This is a genomic window from Micromonospora sp. GCM10011542 (genome assembly GCF_042650685.1).
Taxonomy (GTDB): Bacteria; Actinomycetota; Actinomycetes; order Mycobacteriales; family Micromonosporaceae; genus Micromonospora.
The window spans coordinates 219,784-240,141 of the sequence record NZ_JBHSBO010000067.1 but is presented as its reverse complement, the minus strand read 5'-3'; the positions used below and the strand labels follow the sequence as shown (position 1 = coordinate 240,141).

Sequence of the window (20,358 nt, the reverse complement as noted above, 5' to 3'; positions counted from 1 at the left end):
GCGATTCCGGTGAATTGCCGCTCGACGACGAGATCGGCCGCGAGCAGGAGTACATCTCGATGCTCTACGGGCGGCTGGACGGGCTGCGTGAGCAGGCCGGTCGCCGGCTCACCGACGCGCTGCGCACCAGCGGCGGCACCCAGCAGGACCGTTCCCAGCGCGACAGCGCGGTGCGGATGTACGCCGAGCAGATCGAGCAGTTCTCCGCCGTGGAGAACGGGCTCTGCTTCGGCCGGCTGGACGGCGACGACGGCGCCCGTCACTACATCGGCCGGATCGGCATCTTCGACACCACCGGCGACTACGACCCGCTGCTGATGGACTGGCGGGCCCCCGCCGCCCGGCCGTTCTACCTCGCCACCGCCGCCAACCCGCAGGGCGTACGCCGCCGCCGGCACCTGCGTACCCGGCAGCGGAAGGTGACCGGGCTCAACGACGAGGTGCTCGACATCGACACCGCCGCCCCCAACGGCCACGAGGAGCTGACCGGCGAGGCGTCGCTGCTCGCCGCGCTCAACGCCGGCCGGACCGGTCGGATGCGCGACATCGTGGAAACCATCCAGGCCGAGCAGGACCGGATCATCCGGGCCGACCTGCCCGGTGTGATGGTGGTGCAGGGCGGCCCGGGCACCGGCAAGACCGCGGTGGCGCTGCACCGGGCGGCGTACCTCCTCTACACCCACCGGCGGGAACTCTCCAGCCGCGGCGTGCTGCTGGTCGGCCCGAACGCGACGTTCCTGCGCTACATCTCCCAGGTGCTGCCCACCCTCGCGGAGACCGGCGTGCTGTTGCGTACCCCCGGCGACCTCTTCCCCGGGGTGAGCGCGCGACGCGTCGAGTCCGCCGAGGCCGCCGCCCTCAAGGGCCGGGCGGTGCTGACCGAGGTGCTGGCCGCGGCCGTACGGGACCGGCAGTGGGTGCCGGACGAGCCGCTGGAGATCGAGGTGGAGCGTGAGGCGCTGACCCTGCACCCGGAGACCGTGCGGGAGGCCCGGGACCGGGTCCGCCGCGCCGACCGGCCGCACAACCTGGCCCGGGCGCTGTTCGACGTGGAGATCGTGCACGCCCTCGCCGACCAGGTCGCCGAGCGGATCGGCGCCGACCCGCTGGGCGGGGAGAACCTGCTCGACGAGGCGGACCGGGCCGAGATCCGCCGGGAGCTGCGCGAGGAACCGGAGGTACGGGCCGCACTGGACCGGCTCTGGCCGGTGCTCACCCCGCAACGGCTGCTCGCCGACCTGTACGCCGACCCGGAGCGGATCGCCACCGCCGCGCCGATGCTCACCGACGCCGAGCGGGCACTGCTGCACCGCGAGCCGGGCGGCTGGACGCCGGCCGACGTGCCGCTGCTAGACGAGGCCGCCGAGTTGCTCGGCGAGGACGAGCGGGCCGCCGCCGCCCGCCGGGAGCGGATCCGGTCACTGCAACGGGAGTACGCCGAGGGCGTGCTGGAGATCGCCCGCGGTTCCCGCTCGATCGACGTGGAGGACGAGGCGGACGGTGGTGAGATCCTCGGCGTCACCGACCTGATCGACGCCGAGCGGCTGCTGGAACGGCAGGAGGAGGCCGACCGGCTGACCACCGCGCAGCGCGCGGCGGCCGACCGGACCTGGGCGTTCGGCCACGTCATCGTGGACGAGGCGCAGGAGCTGTCGCCGATGGCGTGGCGGCTGCTGATGCGCCGCTGCCCGAGCCGGTCGATGACGATCGTCGGCGACGTGGCGCAGACCGGGGCGCTCAGCGGCACGCCCTCCTGGGCCGAGGCGCTCGCGCCGTACGTGGCGCAGCGCTGGCGGCTCACCGAGCTGACCGTCAGCTACCGCACGCCGGCGGAGATCATGGCGGTCGCCGCGGACGTGCTCGCCGAGATCGACCCGGCGCTGCGTCCGCCGCGCTCGGTCCGCGAGAGCGGCGTACCGCCGTGGGACCGCGCGGTGCCCGACGACCAACTGGCGGCCGAACTGGTCAACGCGGCGGGCCGGGAGGCGGCCGGCCTGACCGACGGCCGGCTCGGCGTGATCGTGCCGGCCGGCCGGGTGGACGAACTGGGTGGGGCGCTCACCGCCGCCCTGCCGGAGGCGGCCGTCGGCGAGCATCCGGAGCTGGAGAGCCGGGTGGTGGTGCTGACCGTCGCGCAGGCCAAGGGCCTGGAGTTCGACTCGGTGCTGGTGGTCGACCCGGACCGGATCGTCGCCGAGTCCCCCCGCGGGCGCAGCGACCTCTACGTCGCCCTGACCCGGGCCACCCAACGCCTGGGCGTCCTGCGCCCCGACCTCTGATCGACGGGCGGCGCCCCGGGGACGGGGCGCCGCCCGGGCGGTCAGTCGTCGATGGGCTTGGCCGGGCCGGTGGCGATGGTGGACTGGTCGCTGGTGCCGCCGCCCGTCGGGGTGCTCAGGCCGCCGGTGGTGGCGTCCCCGGTGGTGGTTGGCGCCACCTTGCCGCGGTGCCGCTCCGGCTGCCGGGCCACCCGCCGCACGCTGGCCGGGCCGGCGGTGCCGCCGGTGGTGGTCACCGCGCCCTGCCCCCCGGTCGGGCCGCCGTCGCGCAGCACCTGCGGGTCGACCCGCTCGTGTGCCGGATCCAACGGGTCGTCCCGCTGGATCTGGCTCTGCACGTCGGTCTGGGGCACCGTCACCTCGTCGAGGGCGCCCTCGCCGTACACGCCGCCGGCGATCCGGGCCTCGGCCCGGCGGGCCGCGTCCTGCCGTATGTCGTCCTCACGCACGTTCATCACCTCGCAGAAGGTCTCCGGTATCTGTCTGCGTGCCCGGCCACCGACCGCCCAAACCCGCCGCACCGGGGCCGGCCACCGGCTGGCGGTAAGGCCGTCCCCGGTTCACCGCCGCGCCGCCCGCCGGCCGCCTGCACGCCGTCGGCGGTGTCCATGCTGGGCCGGCGACCGGTGGGAAACGCCCGCCGGCAAGGAGGGGATGACAGCGTGCGCACAGTACGCCGTACAGCCGTCGCAGCCGTGGTGGCCGCGACGGTGACGACCGGGCTCGCGGCGCCCGCCCAGGCGAAGCCGCGACCGGACCGGACATTCGACGTGCAGGCCCACCGCGGCGGTCTCGGGCTGCGGGTGGAGAACACCCTCGCCTCCTTCGGCAACGCCCTCCAGCTCGGGGTGACCACCCTGGAACTGGACGTGCAGATCACCGAGGACGGCCAGGCCGTGGTCACCCACGACCGGAAGATCAGCGGCGCCAAGTGCGTCGACACGGCCCCGGTGACCCCCGGCGACCCGGAGTTCCCGTACGTCGGCAGGTACGTCAACACGCTCACCCTGGCCCAGGTGCGCAGCCTCGACTGCGGGTCGAAGACGCTGCCGGACAAGCCGGGTCAGCTCGCCGTGCCGGGCGCCCGGATGCCGCTGCTGCGCGAGGTCTTCGCGCTGGTCAACCGGTACCGGGCGAAGGACGTCACGCTGAACGTGGAGACCAAGGTGGAGGCGGGCGCGCCGACCGAGACCGCGCCCCGCGAGCAGTTCGTCCGGGTCACCGCGGCCGAGGTGCGCGCCGCCGGGCTGCTCAAGCAGGTCACCATCCAGAGCTTCGACTGGGGCGCGCTGATGCGTATGCGTCAGGTCGAGCCGAAGCTGCCGTTGGTCGCCCTGACCAACTACGACTTCCTGCAGACCGGCCAGCCGGGCGCCTCGCCCTGGCTCGGCGGGCTGGACATCGACGAGTTCGGCGGCGATCCCATCCGGGCGATCCGCAGCTTCGGCGCGAGCGCCTTCTCCCCGGTGCACGGCTTCCCGCAGAACGGCACGGTCACCGACCCCGGCTACCGGCCGTACGTCACGAAGGACATGGTCGCCGAGGCGCACCGGTACGGGATCAAGGTGATCCCGTGGACGGTTGACGACGTGCCGACGATGGCCAAGCTGATCGACGACGGCGTGGACGGCATCATCACCGACTACCCGGACCGGCTGCGCGGCCTGCTCGCGGAGCGCGGTTACCGGCTGCCGGAGGCGTACGCGGCGCCGTTCGACATCCAGGCCCATCGCGGCGGTCGGGCCACCCGGCCGGAGAACACCCTGCCAGCCTTCGCCAACGCGCTGGCCAACCGGGCCATCTCCACTCTCGAGCTGGACACCGGCGTCACCGCCGACGGCCAACTGGTGGTGCTGCACGACCGTACGGTCAACGGCTCGCACTGCGTGGACACCGCCCCGGTGCGCCCCGGCGACCCGCAGTTCCCGTACGTCGGCAAGCCGGTGCACCAGTTGACCCTCGCCCAGCTCAAGACCGTCGACTGCGGTACGCGGACGCTGCCCGAACTGCCCGCCCAGGTGCCCGCCCCGGGTGCCCGGATTCCCACCCTGGACGAGGTCTTCGCCCTGGTGAAGGCCAGTAGCCGCAGCGACATCGGGATGAACATCGAAACGAAGATCAGCCCGGTGGTCGACGACACCGAGCCGTACCGCAGCTTCACCCGCAAGCTGGTCGGGGCGATCCAGCGGGCCGGCTTCACCGGCCGGGCCACCATCCAGTCCTTCGACTGGCGCACCATCAGCTACGCCCGCCAGCTCGACCGGCGCATCGGCACTGTCGCGCTGGTCTGGCAGTACGGCCCGGCCGAATGCGCCACGCTCGCCGACGAGTGCTCGCTTGAGGCCGTGTACGGCGACCCGTCGGTCAAGAGCCCCTGGACCGGTGGGTTGGACTGGTGGAGGTACCAGGACCTGGGCAAGCTGACCCGGGCCGTCGGCGCGGGCACGGTGTCGGCCAACTGGCAGGTGCACGACCCGCACCAGGGCACGGTGGCCTCGGCCGACTGGTACCTGCGGGAGAACCCGGCGTACTTCCACGGACCGGACGTGCGGACCCTGCAGACCCGCTACGGCCTCAAGGTGATCCCGTACACCGTCGACGACGCGGCCGTGATGCAGCGGGTGATCGACCTCGGGGTGGACGGCATCATCACCGACGACCCGGACCTGCTGGTGAGCGTCGCGATCCGCAACGGCCTGCGCTGACGTACCCCGCCGGTGGTGCCCCGCGCAGGGGCGCCACCGGCGGTGCGCGTGCGCGCCCGACCCGTTCGCCGGCCGGCACATTTCCGGCCGGCGGCCGGTGTTACCTGCCCCCCGGCCTCGGGTAGTCGGAGGGTGCCCCCGCCATGAACGCGAACCGTGCCGTGGCCGAAACGCGGTAGCGGGGCGAGGGACTGCAGGTACGACTCATCGCATCCTGAGGAGGACCAGATGAGCACGCAGGCTGCATCCACCAGGCCGATGAACCGGCCGGCGCCGGAGGCGCAGAACCGCCCGGCGATGCAGGAAGCGCAGACCCGGCCGATGCCGATCATGAACGACGGGCGTCGGAACGACATGCAGGCACCCGGCACGGAGAGCAAGCAGGCGTTCAAGACGACCGAGTTCTGGATCTACATCGCCGCCGTGATCGCCGTGCTGGGCGCCTCGCAGGTGGTCGGTAAGAACTCGGCCGGGGTGGACATCTTCCGGGCCGACAACGCCTGGTTCCTGATCACCCTGCTGACGCTGGGTTACCTCGGTAGCCGTGGTCTGGCCAAGGCCGGCAGCAACTACCGCAGCGCGGAGGAGCGCAAGGCCCGGCACTGACCGGGTACGTGACACGCGATGGCCCCCGGGACAGGTCCCGGGGGCCATCGTCGTGTGTGGTCACTCGTCGAAGCCGCCGAAGTCCCCACCGAAGTCGCCCTCGAAGGCGTCCTCGATCATCTCGCCGGCGATCATGCCGCCGGCGACACCGAGCGCGGCACCGGCGACCATGCCGCCCATGCCGTGCCCCCGACCGTGCCCGCGCCCGTGGCCCGGCCCGAAGCCCTGCGATCGCAGGCTGCCGTAGCGGGAGGTGGTTTCGCGCAGCCAGCCGTCGACCACCTGCGCCCAGTCCACCCGGTCGGCGTCGGCGTGCGAGACCTGGTAGCGGCCGAAGGCGTCGTGGCCGGCGCTGAGGAAGCCGCCGCGCTTGTCGCACTCGAGGATCACGTCCACGCCGCGCTGGCTGGTCACGAAGGTCAGCTCGACCTCGGTGACGGTGCCCGCGTACTGCGCGGCGGCGTAGAACTCGATCTCCTGGTAGAACGGCAGCGTCTGCTGCACGCCCCGGATGTGGCCGCGCTCCAGGTCGGCGTGCTTGAACCGGAAACCGAGCCGCTGGAAGGCCTCCAGGATCCGCTCGTGCACCGGCAGCGGGTGCACCGCGACGTGGTCCAGGTCGCTCTTGTCCACCGCGCGGGCCACCGCCAGCTCGGTGCGCAGGCCCATCGTCATGCCGTGCAGGCGCTGGCCGTACACGTCGGTGATCGGCGTCTCCCACGGCACCGGCAGCTGGAACGGGATCGACAGCTGCTGCTTCGGGGCGAGCTGGAGCGGACCGCTGACCACCATGCGGTGGAACTCCATGGTGCCGGCGTACTCGGCGTCGTGCCCCTCGACCTCGACCCGGGTGACCAGGCCGAGCACCACCTGCTCGACGGCCGCCGGGCCATCCCCGCCGAGCAGGTTGACCTGCCCGTCGAGGGTCAGGCCGGGGCGGGTGTTCGGGTTCGTCAGCACGGTGTCGACGCTGGGGCCGCCGACGCCGAACGCGCTCAACATCTTCTTGAAGACCATCGGAACTCCCGTACGACCGCGCGACCGCTCCAGGGTGGAGTCGGACGTTGACTCGGCGGCACCCTACCCAGGGGCCCTGTGAGGTCGCTGTGAAGTGCCCGAACGGCTCACGTCGTCGAGACGTCGTCGACGGCCAACTGGGCGGCCAGGTACGGGTCGCCGCCGGCCCGGGTCAGCAGCTCCTCCACGAACCAGTACCCGGCGCGGTTGCCCGGCCCCCCGGCGACCTCGAGGCGGAGGCCGAGGTCGAAGCGCTCACCGAGCAGTGCCCCGTCCAGGTCCGGTCGAAGCTCGTGCAGGGCCTCCAGGAGCCGCCACGCTGTCTCGTCGCGGTGCACCCGGCGCAGCGGGTCACACTCGCGCAGTGCCTCGGCCACGCCATCGTCGGCCGGGTCGAACCCGCGCAGGAGCGGCAGCAGCCACGGGTGCGCGAGAAACGCGGCAGCCTCGAAGGTGGACGCCGCGACCTTGTCCTCGGCGAGCAGCACGCGGACCAACGGGAGGGCCCGAGCGTCGCGGCGTCGGGCCAGCCCGCGCACACCCTCCTGCCGCACCGCGCGGTGCTCGTCGCGGGTCCGTTCCCACAGCGCCTGCCGAACGGCCTCCCCGTCGGCGGTGCTCATCCGCCCCAACGCGAACGTCGCCCAGTTGCGCACCTCGGGGTTGAGGTCGTCGCACAGGGCGATCAACGCCGCCACGCCGGGCCCCTCCGGGTGTGCACCGAGCACCCCCGGCAACGCGGTGGCGACCCGGAACCGTACGTCGGCGTCGCGGCTGCCGGCCAGGGCCACCAGCACCGGCACCGCCCGACCGTCGCCGGTGGCACCGAGCGCCCGGGCGATGGACCAGTGCACGTCGGGATCCGACTCGGCCGCCGCCAGGTCGACGAGTGCCGCTGCCGCGTCCCCGCGTACCTGCTCGTGCAGCTCACTGGCCAGGCCGAGCAGATCGCAGGCCGCCGCCCGGACCGTCGGCTGGGGATCGGCGAGCTGCGTGACGGCCACCCGTACGGCCGCCGCACCCGACCCGGCCGCCCGGCGCAGCAGCTCCCAGCTCTCGTCGTGCTCGGCCAACTGCACAGCCCGTTGCGACGCGGCCACCGCCTGCTGGAACAATTCCGCGACCTCGTGCGAATTCACCGGCGGACGGTTTCACGGCGGACCCGCCAGCGGCAAACGGAAACCTCAGTCGACGTCTACGACGAGCAGTTCCCCCACCTGCTCGCCGATGGCGGTACGCGCCTCCGACGGCAGCCGACCGTCGGTGATGAGCACGTCGGCGGCCTCCAGCGGGGCGATGGTGGCGATGCCGATGGTCTCCCACTTGGTGTGGTCGGCCAGCACCACCAGCCGGCGGGCCGCCCCGATCAGGCACCGGTTGATCCCGGCCTCCAGCAGGTTCGGCGTGGTCAAGCCGGTCCGTGGGCTGAGCCCGTGCACACCGAGGAAGAGCAGGTCGACGTTGAGCGCGCTGATGGCCGCCTCGGCGACCGGCCCGGTCAGCGCGTCCGACGGGGTGCGGATGCCGCCGGTGAGCACGACGGTCTGGTCGGCGCGCGGGTTCTGGTAGAGCGCGTCGGCCACCGGGATCGAGTTGGTGACCACGGTCAGACCTCGGACGTCGGAGAGCAGCGTGGCCAGCGCTGCCGTGGTGGTGCCGGCGGAGAGCGCGATGGCCATGCCCGGCTCGACCATGGTCGCGGCCCGCCCGGCGATGGCGCGCTTCTCCGCCTGCTGGCGGATCGATTTGGCGGCGAAGCCGGGCTCCTCGGCCGAGCCCGGCCCGGCCAGCGTCGCGCCGCCGTGCACCTTGTCCACCAGGCCGCGCTCGGCCAGCGCCTCCAGGTCCCGCCGGATGGTCATGTCGGACACGCCGAACCGACTGACCAGGTGGCTCACCCGCACGCCACCGCGCTGGCGGATCAGATCGAGGATGGCGGTCTGCCGCTGCTGGGCGAGCATCTGGGGAACCTCCTTCGCGCCGTCACTGTCGCATGCTCAGGCGGGGTCGACAGCCCGGTCCTCCCGGACCACGACCACCTCACCGGCCGGCAGCTTCAGCTCACCGGCACACCGTGCCCCGGTCAACAGTTCGGTACCGGTGACGGGGAGGCGTACCTCGGCATCGGTGTGGTTGATGGCGAACAGCCAGCTCCGCTCGCCGTCGCGGCGGCGGACCACCTCGACGCCGGTGGGCACCTGGGCCGCCGGGCGGACGCCGGCCTCGTCGACCAGGCGGGCGACCAGGCGGTCGGTGCCCTGCTCGTCCAGCCGGGTGCCCACGTACCAGGCCGCGCCGGCGCCGACCGGGTGGCGGGTCACCGCCGGTACGCCGGGCAGCGGCCCGTCGACGTACGAGGCGAGCACCTCGGCGCCCTCCGGGTGCAGCCACTCGGTCCACACGTCGGCCACGCCGCCGTCGTCCAACCGGACCTGCTCACCCTCACGCAACGGGAAGAACTCCTCGGTCCGCAGGCCGAGCAGCTCGCGGAACGCGCCGGGATAGCCGCCCAACCGGATGTGGTCGTTCTCGTCGACGATGCCGCTGAAGTAGGTGACCGCTGCGGTGCCGCCGGAGGCGACGAACCGGCGCAGCGCGTCGGCGTCGGCGTCGCGGACCAGGTAGAGGGTGGGCACCAGGACCAGCCGGTAGCCGCTGAGGTCGGTCGACGGGTGGACGATGTCGGCGGTGATGCCGGCACGCCACAGCGAGGCGTAGAGGGCCGTGAGCCGGTCGGCGTAGCGGACGTCGACGCTGGGGTGCGAGTCGAGCTCGACGCCCCACCACGCCTCCCAGTCGAAGAGGATGGCGACCTCGGCGTCCACCCGGCTGCCGCGTACCTCGGCCAGCGCCTTGAGGTCGGCGCCGAGCTGGCAGACCTCGCGGAACACCTTGGTCTCCGGCCCGGCGTGCGGCACCAGCGCGGAGTGGAACTTCTCGGCGCCGGCCCGGGATGCCCGCCACTGGAAGAACAGCACCCCGTCGGCGCCCCGGGCCACGTGCGCGAGGCTGTTGCGGCGCAGCTGCCCCGGCAGCTTGGCCACGTTGCGCGGCTGCCAGTTCACCGCGCTGGTGGAGTGCTCCATCAGCAGCCACGGGTCACCGCCGGCGACGCCACGGGTGTGGTCGGCGGAGAGCGCGAGCCCCACGTGGGCCTGCGGGTCGGCGGCGGTCAGGTAGTGGTCGTTGGCGACCACGTCCACGTCGTCGGCCCAGGAGTTGTAGTCCATGTACTTGATGCCGGTGCCGATCATGAAGTTCGTGGTGATCGGCTGGCGGACCAGCTCGCTGAGGAACGCCCGCTCGGCGCGCAGCTGGGCGCGCTGCTCGTCGGAGGAGAAGCGCAGGAAGTCCAGCTGCTGGGTCGGGTTGGCGAAGGTCGGCGCGGTGCGCGGCGGGTTGACCTCGGCCCAGTCGCCGTAGCGCTGGCTCCAGAAGGCGGTGCCCCAGGCGGCGTTGAGACCGTCCAGGTCGCCGTAGCGCTCGCGCAGCCAGCCGCGGAACGCCTCGGCGCTGACGTCGCAGTAGCAGTGCACGTTGTGGCAGCCCAGCTCGTTGGAGATGTGCCACATGACGACCGCGGGGTGCTCGGCGTACCGGCCGGCGACCGCCCGGACCAGTTCCAGCGACCGCTCCCGGAACACGGGCGAGCTGGGGCAGTACGCCTGCCGTCCACCGGGCCAGAGGATGGTGCCGTCGGCCTGCCGGGGCAGGGTCTCCGGGTGCGCCCGGGCCAGCCACGGCGGCGGGCTGGCGGTGGCGGTGGCGAGGTCGACCTGGATGCCGCCGTCGTGCAGCAGGTCCAGCACCCGGTCGAGCCAGCCGAACTCGTACCGCCCGGGGGTGGGCTCGAGCAGCGCCCAGGAGAAGATGCCGACCGAGACCAGGTTGACCCCGGCCCGGCGCATCAGCTCGACGTCTTCCGCCCACGTCTGCTCGGGCCACTGCTCGGGGTTGTAGTCGCCGCCGAAGTAGATGTCCGCACCCTGCCATCGCCGCATGAGAGCTGAGGGTGCACCGACCTGCGGGCCGAAGTCAACAGGTTCCAACATCGACTTCGTTTCCAACGTTTACCCGATAACAGCCCTGTCACGACTGGGTTCTGGGAGGCATATGGCCCTCTTGACAGAGCCGCGCGGAGGGGTAGCTTGAGGCCCCACTGGCAGTTCGTGTTTGCCAATGTGGATTCTCGGTGGATCCCGATGTGCGATCACGACGCCGGATCTGCCACCACCACTGACGGCCCTTGGGCGTAGCACCTCTTCATCCGCAGGAGGCACAGATGTCCCGTCCCCGATCCCAAGCCGAGTACCTGGCCCGGCTCGTACCGCCCTCCGTCGCCGGCCTGAACCGACGCTCGCTGCTGGCCGGCGCGGCCGGCACCGGCGCGCTGCTCGGCACCGGCCTGCTCGCCGGATGCGGTGACGACTCCGGCTCCGGCGGGTCCGACTCGAAGGACGTGTCGGTCGGCTCCAACCAGTCCGACCCGAAGCCCAAGGACGTCATCGCCAAGGTCATGGACGGGTTCAAGACCTCGTCCGGCGTCACGCCCGCGGTGAACACGGTCGACCACAACACGTACCAGGAGAACATCAACAACTACCTGCAGGGCAAGCCGGACGACGTGTTCATGTGGTTCGCCGGCTACCGGATGCGCTTCTTCGCCGCCAAGGGCCTGGCCGGCGACGTCAGCGACGTGTGGGGCAAGCTCTCCGGCTTCTCCGACGCCTTCAAGAAGGCCTCCACCGGCGACGACGGCAAGCAGTACTTCGTGCCGTCGTCGTACTACCCGTGGGCGGTGTTCTACCGCAAGTCGGTCTGGAAGCAGTACGGCTACCAGGTGCCCACGACCCTGGACCAGCTCACCACGCTGAGCGCCCAGATGAAGAAGGACGGCCTCACCCCCATCGCCTTCGCCGACAAGGACGGCTGGCCGGCGATGGGCACCTTCGACATCCTCAACCTGCGGATCAACGGCTACCAGTTCCACGTCGACCTGATGGCCGGCAAGGAGGCCTGGACCTCCGACAAGGTCAAGAAGGTCTTCGACACCTGGGCCGGTCTGCTCCCCCTGCACCAACCCGACAGCCTCGGCCGCACCTGGCAGGAGGCGGCGCAGTCGCTGCAGCAGAAGAAGAGCGGCATGTACCTGCTCGGTCTCTTCGTCGCCCAGCAGTTCAGCAACGAGGAGCAGAACGACCTCGACTTCTTCACCTTCCCGGAGATCGACCCGGCGATCGGGGCCAAGGCCCTGGACGCGCCGATCGACGGCTACATGATGGCTCGCAAGCCCAAGTCCGAGGCGAACGCCAAGAAGCTGCTGGAGTACGTGGGCGGCAAGGACGCCGCGAACATCACGGTGAAGAACGACCCGAGCACCCTCGTGGCCAACACCGGCGCGGACACCAGCGGTTACACCGCGCTGCAGAAGAAGGCCGCCGAGCTGGTCGGCTCGGCCACCGAGATCGCCCAGTTCCTGGACCGCGACACCCGGCCGGACTTCGCCTCGACGGTGATCATCCCGGCGATCCAGCAGTTCATCAAGACCCCCAAGGACATCGACGGGCTCACCTCGAGCATCGAGAACCAGAAGAAGTCGATCTTCACCGAATAGACGGCGGAAGGGGGAGGACATCGTGTCCGACCTGCCCCTGATCCAAGCGGATCGCGCCGTTCCGTCGCCGGCAGCGGCCACCCCCACGGGTGGCCGTCGCCGGCGGCTACGGCTCCTGTCCCGCACCGACCGCGTGGTCATCACGCTGATGGTGCTCGTCCCGCTGCTGCTCGTCACCGGGCTGGTCTGGCTGCCGGCGGTGGCCACCGTGCTGCTCTCCGGTACCGACTGGGACGGCATCGGCCCTCTGAGTGACATCGACTTCGTCGGCGGCCGCAACTACAGCGACGTGGTCAACATCTACCCGCCGTTCGTACCGGCGATCCAGCACAACCTGCTCTGGTTGGCCGTGCTGTTCCTGGTGGCCACCCCGTTCGGCATGTTCCTGGCCGTCCTGCTCGACAAGGAGCTGCGCGGCAGCCGCTTCTACCAGACCGCGCTGTACATGCCGGTGGTGCTCTCGCTGGCGCTGATCGGCTTCGTCTGGCAGCTGCTCTACTCCCGCGACCAGGGTCTGATCAACGCGGTGTTCGGCAGCAACATCGACTGGTACGGCGACTCCAACGTCAACATCTGGGCGGTCATGGTCGCCTCCGGGTGGCGACACGTCGGCTACATCATGCTGCTGTACCTGGCCGGGTTGAAGGGCGTCGACCCGTCGCTGCGCGAGGCAGCCGCGGTCGACGGCGCCTCGGAGAGCCGGGCGTTCTTCCGGGTGGTCTTCCCGGTGATGCGACCCATCAACATCATCGTGCTGGTGGTGACCGTGATCGAGTCGCTGCGGGCGTTCGACCTGGTCTGGGTGGTCAACAAGGGTCGCAACGGGTTGGAGCTGATCTCCGCGCTGGTGACCCAGAACGTGGTGGGTGAGGCGAGCCGGATCGGCTTCGGCTCGGCGCTGGCGACCATCATGCTGGTCGTCTCGCTGGTGTTCATCACCATCTACCTGGCCACCGTGATGAGGGAGGACCGGCGATGAGCACCGCGACCGTGACCCGGCAGCCGGATCAGACCGCCGAGGCGCCGGTCCGGCGCCGCAAGCTGACCCCGCTGCGGCTGCTGCTGCACGGCTTCCTCATCGTCGTCTCGCTGGCCTGGCTCTTCCCGATCGTCTGGGCGGTGCTGTCCTCGCTGCGCTCCTACCAGTACACCGCCGCCAACGGCTACGTCTCCTTCGGCGGCTGGACCTTCGACAACTACATCACGGCCTGGAAGACCGCCGAGTTCGGCCAGCACTTCCTCAACTCCGTCTACATCACGGTGCCGGCGGTGCTGCTGACGCTCTTCCTCGCCTCGTGCGTGGCGTTCGTCATCGCCCGGTTCAGCTGGAAGCTCAACATCGTGCTGCTCGGGCTCTTCACCGCGGCCAACCTGCTGCCCCAGCAGGCGCTGCTGATCCCGCTGTTCCGGCTCTTCACCGAGGTGCCGCTGCCCGAGTTCATGAGTGACTCGGAGCTGCTCTACGACAGCTACTGGGGGCTGATCCTGATCAACGTCGCCTTCCAGTGCGGCTTCTGCGTCTTCGTGCTGAGCAACTACATGAAGGCGCTGCCGCACGAGCTCTACGAGGCGGCGATGGTCGACGGGGCCAGCGTGTGGCGGCAGTACTGGCAGGTCACCATGCCGCTGTGCCGCCCGGCCCTGGCCGCCCTGGCGACGCTGGAGGTGACCTGGATCTACAACGAGTTCTTCTGGGCCACCGTGCTGATGCGCACCGGGGACAAGTTCCCGGTCACCAGCTCACTGAACAACCTGCGTGGCGAGTTCTTCACCGACAACAACCTGGTCTCGGCGGGCAGCGTGCTCGTCGCGATCCCCACCCTGGTGATCTTCTTCATGCTCCAGCGGCACTTCGTCCGGGGCCTGACCTTGGGAGCTTCCAAAGGATGACCATCCTGCACCTGCGCCGCGCGCGGACCAGCCTGGTGCTCGACGCGCGCGGCCCGGGGCTGCCCCGGGTCGTGCACTGGGGCGGCGACGTCGGCGACCTCGACCCCGACGCGCTGGGCCAGCTCGCCGCCGCGACCGCACCGCCGGTGGTGCCGAGCAGCTTCGACGAGCCGACCGTGCTCTCCCTGCTGCCCGAACCGAGCGCCGGGTGGAGCGGCCGGCCGGCACTGGCGGGGCACCGCGACGGCACCGGCTGGTCCACCGCGTTCCGACTGGACACGGTGGACGTCGCCGACGACGAGGGCTCGGCCCGGGTCACCGTCTCGGCCAGCGACCCGGACGCCGGGCTGTCCCTCACCGTCGAGATCGAGCTGGACCCGACCGGGTTGCTGCTGCTGCGCCACCGGCTGACCAACGACGGGGGCAGCCCGTACGAGCTGCGGGAGCTGACCCCGGTGCTGCCGGTGCCGGCGGTCGCCACCGAACTGCTCGACCTCACCGGCCGTTGGTGCCGGGAACGGTCCCCACAGCGGCACCCCTGGCACCACGGCACCTGGGTCCGGGAGGGCCGGCACGGGCGTACCGGGCACGACGCCGCCCTGCTGCTGGTGGCCGGCACGGCCGGCTTCGGCTTCGGGCACGGCGAGGTGTGGGCGGTGCACACCGCCTGGAGCGGTGACCACGTGACCTTCGCCGAGCGGCGGCCGACCGGCGAGTCGACCCTCGGTGGCGGCGAACTGCTGGGCCCGGGCGAGGTGCGGCTCGGCCCCGGCGAGTCCTACGAGACACCGCTGCTCTACGCGGTCTGGTCCGACGCCGGCCTGGACGGGCTCAGCGACGTCCTGCACACCCACCTGCGGGCCCGGCCGCGGCACCCGCGCAGCCTCCGCCCGGTGACGCTGAACGTCTGGGAGGCGGTCTACTTCGACCACGACCTGGACCGGCTGCGCAAGCTCGCGGACCGGGCCGCCCAGATCGGCGTGGAGCGCTTCGTGCTCGACGACGGCTGGTTCCGGGGCCGGCGCGACGACACCGCCGGGCTCGGCGACTGGTTCGTCGACGAGGACGTCTGGCCGGACGGCCTGCAACCGTTGATCGACCACGTCACCGGCCGCGGCCTGCAGTTCGGGCTCTGGGTCGAACCGGAGATGGTCAACCCCGACTCCGACCTGTTCCGCGCCCACGCCGACTGGCTGCTCGCCGTACCGGGGCGACTGCCGCCGGCCTGGCGCAACCAGCAGGTGCTCGACCTGGGCCGACCGGAGGTGTACGACTACCTGCTCGAACGCCTCGACGCGCTGCTCACCGAGCACCCCGGCATCAGCTACCTCAAGTGGGACCAGAACCGGGACCTCACCGACGCCGGGCACCACGGCCGCCCGGGGGTGCACGGGCAGACCCTGGCGGTCTACCGCCTCCTCGACGAACTGCGCCGCCGCCACCCCACCGTGGAGATCGAGAGCTGCTCGTCCGGTGGCGCCCGGGTGGATCTGGCGATCCTGGCCCGCACCGACCGGGTCTGGGCCAGCGACTGCAACGACGCGCTGGAGCGGCTCAGCATCCAACGCTGGACCGGGCTGCTGCTCCCACCGGAGCTGATCGGCACGCACGTCGGCCCGGAGCGTTCGCACACCACCAACCGCGTACACGACCTCGGCTTCCGGGCGGCCACCGCGCTCTTCGGCCACCACGGCATCGAGTGGGACATCGCCTCGATCAGCACCGAGGAGCAGACGGAACTGGCCGCCTGGGTCGCGCTGCACAAGCGGCTCCGGCCGCTGCTGCACACCGGCCGGGTGGTCCGGGTCGACCACCCGGACCCGGCCATCTGGGCGCACGGCGTGGTCGACCACGACGGCGACCGGGCGGTGTACGCCGTGGCCCGGCTCGCGACCTCGGTGGCGCAGGCCCCGGGAGCGGTACGGCTACCCGGGCTGGACGAGGGGCGGCGCTACCTGGTCCGACCGGCGGCGGACGTGCCGGCGCCGGCCACCATCGGCCGGGCCGGGCCGGGCTGGCTGCCCGCCGGAGTGACCCTGACCGGCGCGGCGCTGGCCCGGGTGGGCGTCCAGGTGCCCGCGCTGCACCCCGAACAGACGCTGGTCCTGGAGGTCACCGCGGTCGGCTGACCGCCGGAGAAAGATGCTGGGATTTTCTCGGCCGGCATGTCGAGAACCGTGGCGCCTGCTTCTACCTCAGGGTGAGAGCACCGATGATGGTGCGCAGGCGTGAGGAGCGAGACCATGAAGTACATGCTGCTGATGCAGTTCAGCGCTGCGGGGACCGACTTTCCCAGCATCGACACCTGGACCCCGGCCGAGATCCAGGCGCACATCGGGTTCATGCAGGAGGTCAACGCCAAGCTCACCGCCAGCGGGGAGTGGGTCGACGCGCAGGGCCTGGGCGGCCCCCAGCAGGCCCGGATCGTCCGCGCCGGCGACGGCGGCGCTCCCGTGGTCACCGAGGGGCCGTTCGCCGAGACGAAGGAGTTCCTGGCCGGCTACTGGATCGTCGACTGCGACAGCCCGCAGCGGGCGGTGGAACTGGCCGCGTACCTCTCCACCGCGCCCGGCCCCGGTGGCCGGCCACTGAACATGCCGATCGAGGTGCACCCGGTGATGTCCGCCCCGTCGCAGGAGATCGACGGCTGACCACCACCGGTCCCCGCATCGAGGACCTGCTGCGCGACCTCGCGCCGCAGGTCCTCGGCGTGCTCACCCGCCGCTTCGGCGACTTCGCCACCGCCGAGGACGCGGTGCAGGAGGCACTGCTGGCCGCCGCGACCCAGTGGCCGGTCGAGGGGCTGCCGACGAACCCGCGCGGCTGGCTCGTGCAGGTCGGGTACCGGCGCATGATCGAGCTGGTCCGGGGCGAGCAGGCCCGGCGCCGCCGGGAGGACCTGGCGACCCGGCGCGACCCGGACGACCGGCAGCGCGCGCCGGCGGCGGACGAGGCGCTGACCGCCGAGCGCGACGACACCCTGATCCTGCTCTTCCTGTGCTGCCACCCGGCGCTGTCGGCGCCGTCGGCCGTCGCGCTGACCCTGCGCGCGGTCGGTGGCCTGAGCACCGCCGAGATCGCCCGCGCCTTCCTGGTCCCCGAGGCGACCATGGCGCAGCGGATCAGCCGGGCCAAGCAGCGCATCCGGTCCTCCGGGACGCCGTTCCGGATGCCCGACCCGCCCGAGCGGGCCGACCGGCTGGCCAGCGTGCGGCAGGTGCTCTACCTGATCTTCACCGAGGGGCACACCAGCACCGCCGGTCCGGACCTGCGCCGGGTGGACCTGGCGGTGGAGGCGATCCGGTTGACCCGCGCGCTGCACGCGCTGCTGCCCCGGGACAGCGAGGTCGCCGGACTGCTCGCGCTGATGCTGCTCACCGAGGCCCGCAGCGCGGCCCGGACCGGCCCGTCCGGTGAACTGATCTCCCTGGCCGACCAGGACCGCGGCCGTTGGGACGCCGCCGCGATCGCCGAGGGCATCGCGCTGGTCACCGAGGCGCTGCCGCGCGGGCCGGTCGGCCCGTACCAGGTGCAGGCCGCCATCGCCGCGCTGCACGCCGAGGCACCCAGCACGGCCGAGACGGACTGGCCGCAGATCCTCGCGCTCTACCAGGTGCTGGAGCAGCAGTCCGGGAGCCCGGTGGTGGCGCTCAACCGGGCCGTGGCGACGGCCATGGTGCACGGCCCGGCCGCCGGCCTGGCCGCTCTCGCCCCGCTGGCCGAGGACCCGCGGCTGGCCGGGAACCACCGGTTGCCGGCCGCCCGGGCGCACCTGCACGAGATGGCCGGTGACCGGGCGCGGGCCGTCGAGGACTACCGGGCCGCCGCCGCCCGGACCACCAGCCTGCCCGAGCAGCGCTACCTGACCATGCGGGCGGCCCGGCTCGCCACCACCGAGGGCTGAGGACCGCATGGCGTACGTGCTGCTGGGGATCGCCATCGGCGCCGAGGTGCTGGCGACCAGCCTGCTCAAGTCCCGCCGGGTTCAGCCGGCACTGGCCCACCCTCGTTTGCGTCGGCGGCTACCTGTTGGCGTTCCTCCTGCTGGCCCAGGCGGTCAAGCAGATCCCGGTCGGTGTCGCGTACGCCCTCTGGTCCGGCCTGGGGACGGCGACCATCGTGGCGATCGGGGCGGTCTTCCTGGACGAGCCGGTGGGCGTCGTCAAGCTGGTCGGGATCGCCCTCATCATCGCGGGCGTGGCGATCGTCAACCTGACCGGCGAGCACTGAACCACTCGGGGGCGTAACCCGCGGTGGTGGCGGATCCGTGCGGACCCGCCACCTCCGCGTTCGTGGGTCAGCTCGCGGTGCAGCTCACCTGCGGCCCGGCGTTGCAGCCGTTCCCGGTGGCGATGAAGCCGGCGGCGAACGGGACGGGAGGGTTGGCCGCTGTCGGCCTGGGTATCCCCGGACGATCCGGCGGTGGGAAGGAGATACAGGATGGTCAGCGTCGGCTACACCCTGATGTGCGAGCAGACCGGTCCGAAGCAGCTGGTCGACCACGCGGTACGGGCCGAGGCGGCCGGCTTCGACCAGCTGGTGATCTCCGATCACTACTCTCCCTGGCTGGACGCACAGGGCCACTCCCCGTACGCCTGGTCGGTGCTCGGGGCGGTCGCCCACGCCACCTCCCGGGCCGAGCTGATGTCCTTCGTGACCTGCCCGATCCGCCGCTACCACCCGGCGGTGGTCGCCCAGAAGGCCAGCACGATCGGGGCGCTCTCGGACGGCCGGTTCACCCTCGGCCTGGGCGCCGGGGAGAACCTCAACGAGCACGTCGTCGGCGGCTGGCCGCACGTGCAGCAGCGGCACGAGATGTTCGAGGAGGCGTTGCAGATCATCCGGCCGCTGCTCAACGGCGAGACGCTCACCTTCTCCGGCAACCACTTCGACGTGCCCGACGCCTACGTCTGGGACCGGCCGGAACGCCCGGTGCCGATGGCCATCGCCGCCTCCGGCCGGCAGTCGGCCACCCTCGCCGCCGAGTACGGCAATGGCATCGTGGCCACCGAGCCCGACCCGCACCTCATCCAGCTCTACGACGACGCCGGCGGCGCCGGCCAGCCCCGCTACGGGCAGGTGGCCATCTGCTACGGCCCCGACGAGGCGGAGTGCCGCAAGATCGTGCACGACCAGTTCCGCTGGTTCGGCCTGGGCTGGAAGGTCAACGCCGACCTGCCCGGCCCGGACTCCTTCGCCGCCGCCACCCAGTTCGTCCGGGAGGAGGACGTCGCGGAGGGCATCCCCTGCGGCCCGGACGTGGACGCGCACGTCGAGGCGTTCAAGAAGTTCGTCGACGCCGGCTTCAGCCACGTGGCGATCGTCCAGGTCGGCGGGGAGACCCAGCCGATGTTCCTGGACTGGGCGCAGGAGCAGCTGCTGCCCCGGCTGCGCGAGCTGTGAGCCTGACCGCGGCCGGCCGGTTCGGTGCCGCGGAGCTGCGGCTGGCGCTCGCCGCGCCCCGGCCCGCCGGCGGACTGTCCTCCGACTGGCGCCTGGTCGACGGGCTGCGCACGCACACGCGGCGCGGCGCGGACCCCGGCACCGACGCGCCGCCGGTGGTGCTGGTGCACGGTCTGGCGGTGTCACACCGCTACCTCACCCCGCTGGCCGTCGAGCTGGCCCGCACCCACCCGGTGTACCTGCCGGACCTGCCCGGCTTCGGGCTGAGCCAGCGCCCCCGCCGGGCGTACGACGTGCGTCGGCACGCCGCGCACCTGGCCGCCTGGCTGAGCGCGTACCGGATGCCGCCGGTCTGCCTGCTCGGGCACTCGTTCGGCGCCGAGGTGGCCGCCGCGCTCGCCGCGACCCACCCGGACGCCGTCCGCGCGCTGGTGCTGGCCGGGCCGACCAGCGACCCGGCCGCCCGGAGCCGGCGGGGCCAGTTCGGCCGGTGGCTGGTGGACACGCTGCGCGAGGCGCCGTTGCAGGCGCCGACCCTGGTCCGCGACGTGTGGGACGCCCGGCCCTGGCGGGTCCTCGCGACGCTGTCGCACTCGGTGCGCAACGCCATCGAGGCGGACCTGGTACGGATCGGCGCGCCGACGCTCGTCCTCGCCGGGGCGCGCGACCCGGTGGCGCCGGCGGACTGGCGCGACGAGGTGGCCCGGCTCGTGCCGGACGCTCGGCCGGTCGTCGTGCCCGGCGCCGCGCACAACGTGGCCACCACGGCCCCGACGGCGGTCGCGGACGCGATCCGTCACCTGCTCGCCTCCGCTCCCACTCCCGTACTCACGGACAGGTGATC

General features: G+C 72.2%; 17 protein-coding genes. 12 read left to right on the top strand and 5 right to left on the bottom strand.

Annotation, left to right across the window (positions count from 1 at the left end):
• Positions 1-59: 59 nt before the first annotated feature.
• Entirely contained in the window at positions 60-2,279 is a 2,220-nt protein-coding gene (locus ACFOW4_RS29130; RefSeq protein ID WP_377533586.1) for a HelD family protein, read from the top strand.
• 41 nt (positions 2,280-2,320) lie between these two features.
• Here ACFOW4_RS29130 and ACFOW4_RS29125 read toward each other — a convergent pair whose 3' ends face one another.
• Positions 2,321-2,728: a hypothetical protein gene (locus tag ACFOW4_RS29125; RefSeq protein ID WP_377533491.1), complete on the bottom strand. Its 408-nt coding sequence runs from the start codon at positions 2,726-2,728 to the stop codon at positions 2,321-2,323.
• A gap of 213 nt (positions 2,729-2,941) precedes the next feature.
• Between ACFOW4_RS29125 and ACFOW4_RS29120 the strand changes: the two genes are divergently transcribed.
• Positions 2,942-4,984 carry a glycerophosphodiester phosphodiesterase family protein gene (locus tag ACFOW4_RS29120; RefSeq protein WP_377533490.1) on the top strand — a complete coding sequence of 681 codons (2,043 nt, stop codon included), beginning with the start codon at positions 2,942-2,944 and terminating at the stop codon, positions 4,982-4,984.
• 228 nt (positions 4,985-5,212) lie between these two features.
• The gene (locus ACFOW4_RS29115; protein WP_377533489.1) at positions 5,213-5,590 is read left to right on the top strand and encodes a hypothetical protein; all 378 of its coding nucleotides are present in this window, start codon (positions 5,213-5,215) and stop codon (positions 5,588-5,590) included.
• 60 nt (positions 5,591-5,650) lie between these two features.
• Here ACFOW4_RS29115 and ACFOW4_RS29110 read toward each other — a convergent pair whose 3' ends face one another.
• The 4 genes from ACFOW4_RS29110 to ACFOW4_RS29095 all read right to left on the bottom strand — a co-directional run bounded on the left by ACFOW4_RS29110 (position 5,651) and on the right by ACFOW4_RS29095 (position 10,608).
• Positions 5,651-6,607, bottom strand: coding sequence for a sporulation protein (locus ACFOW4_RS29110; RefSeq protein WP_377533488.1), 957 nt, complete (start codon positions 6,605-6,607; stop codon positions 5,651-5,653).
• A 107-nt stretch (positions 6,608-6,714) separates the two neighbouring features.
• A complete protein-coding gene (locus ACFOW4_RS29105; protein WP_377533487.1) occupies positions 6,715-7,746 on the bottom strand; it encodes a HEAT repeat domain-containing protein in 1,032 nt (343 codons plus the stop codon).
• Between the two features lie 45 nt (positions 7,747-7,791).
• The gene (locus ACFOW4_RS29100; RefSeq protein WP_377533486.1) at positions 7,792-8,568 is read right to left on the bottom strand and encodes a DeoR/GlpR family DNA-binding transcription regulator; all 777 of its coding nucleotides are present in this window, start codon (positions 8,566-8,568) and stop codon (positions 7,792-7,794) included.
• A 36-nt stretch (positions 8,569-8,604) separates the two neighbouring features.
• Positions 8,605-10,608 carry a beta-galactosidase gene (locus tag ACFOW4_RS29095; RefSeq protein ID WP_377533485.1) on the bottom strand — a complete coding sequence of 668 codons (2,004 nt, stop codon included), beginning with the start codon at positions 10,606-10,608 and terminating at the stop codon, positions 8,605-8,607.
• A 281-nt stretch (positions 10,609-10,889) separates the two neighbouring features.
• Here ACFOW4_RS29095 and ACFOW4_RS29090 point away from each other — a divergent pair, with 281 nt between their 5' ends.
• The 9 genes from ACFOW4_RS29090 to ACFOW4_RS29050 all read left to right on the top strand — a co-directional run bounded on the left by ACFOW4_RS29090 (position 10,890) and on the right by ACFOW4_RS29050 (position 20,356).
• A complete protein-coding gene (locus ACFOW4_RS29090) occupies positions 10,890-12,221 on the top strand; it encodes an ABC transporter substrate-binding protein (protein WP_377533484.1) in 1,332 nt (443 codons plus the stop codon).
• A 22-nt stretch (positions 12,222-12,243) separates the two neighbouring features.
• The gene (locus ACFOW4_RS29085; protein WP_377533483.1) at positions 12,244-13,200 is read left to right on the top strand and encodes a carbohydrate ABC transporter permease; all 957 of its coding nucleotides are present in this window, start codon (positions 12,244-12,246) and stop codon (positions 13,198-13,200) included.
• Positions 13,197-14,111: a carbohydrate ABC transporter permease gene (locus ACFOW4_RS29080; RefSeq protein WP_377533482.1), complete on the top strand. Its 915-nt coding sequence runs from the start codon at positions 13,197-13,199 to the stop codon at positions 14,109-14,111. The genes ACFOW4_RS29085 and ACFOW4_RS29080 overlap by 4 nt, the downstream gene beginning before the upstream one ends.
• Positions 14,108-16,240 (top strand): alpha-galactosidase, encoded by a 2,133-nt coding sequence (locus ACFOW4_RS29075; protein ID WP_377533481.1) that lies wholly within the window; start codon positions 14,108-14,110, stop codon positions 16,238-16,240. The genes ACFOW4_RS29080 and ACFOW4_RS29075 overlap by 4 nt, the downstream gene beginning before the upstream one ends.
• A 114-nt stretch (positions 16,241-16,354) precedes the next feature.
• On the top strand, positions 16,355-16,762 hold the full coding sequence (locus ACFOW4_RS29070) for a YciI family protein (RefSeq protein WP_377533585.1): 408 nt from the start codon (positions 16,355-16,357) through the stop codon (positions 16,760-16,762).
• Entirely contained in the window at positions 16,759-18,015 is a 1,257-nt protein-coding gene (locus ACFOW4_RS29065) for an RNA polymerase sigma factor (RefSeq protein ID WP_377533584.1), read from the top strand. The genes ACFOW4_RS29070 and ACFOW4_RS29065 overlap by 4 nt, the downstream gene beginning before the upstream one ends.
• Before the next feature lie 125 nt (positions 18,016-18,140).
• Positions 18,141-18,341: a DMT family transporter gene (locus tag ACFOW4_RS29060; protein WP_377533480.1), complete on the top strand. Its 201-nt coding sequence runs from the start codon at positions 18,141-18,143 to the stop codon at positions 18,339-18,341.
• A 210-nt stretch (positions 18,342-18,551) separates the two neighbouring features.
• Positions 18,552-19,514, top strand: a complete 963-nt coding sequence (locus ACFOW4_RS29055) for a TIGR03557 family F420-dependent LLM class oxidoreductase (protein WP_377533479.1) — start codon at positions 18,552-18,554, stop codon at positions 19,512-19,514.
• Entirely contained in the window at positions 19,511-20,356 is an 846-nt protein-coding gene (locus ACFOW4_RS29050; RefSeq protein ID WP_377533478.1) for an alpha/beta fold hydrolase, read from the top strand. The genes ACFOW4_RS29055 and ACFOW4_RS29050 overlap by 4 nt, the downstream gene beginning before the upstream one ends.
• The last annotated feature ends 2 nt before the right edge of the window (positions 20,357-20,358 follow it).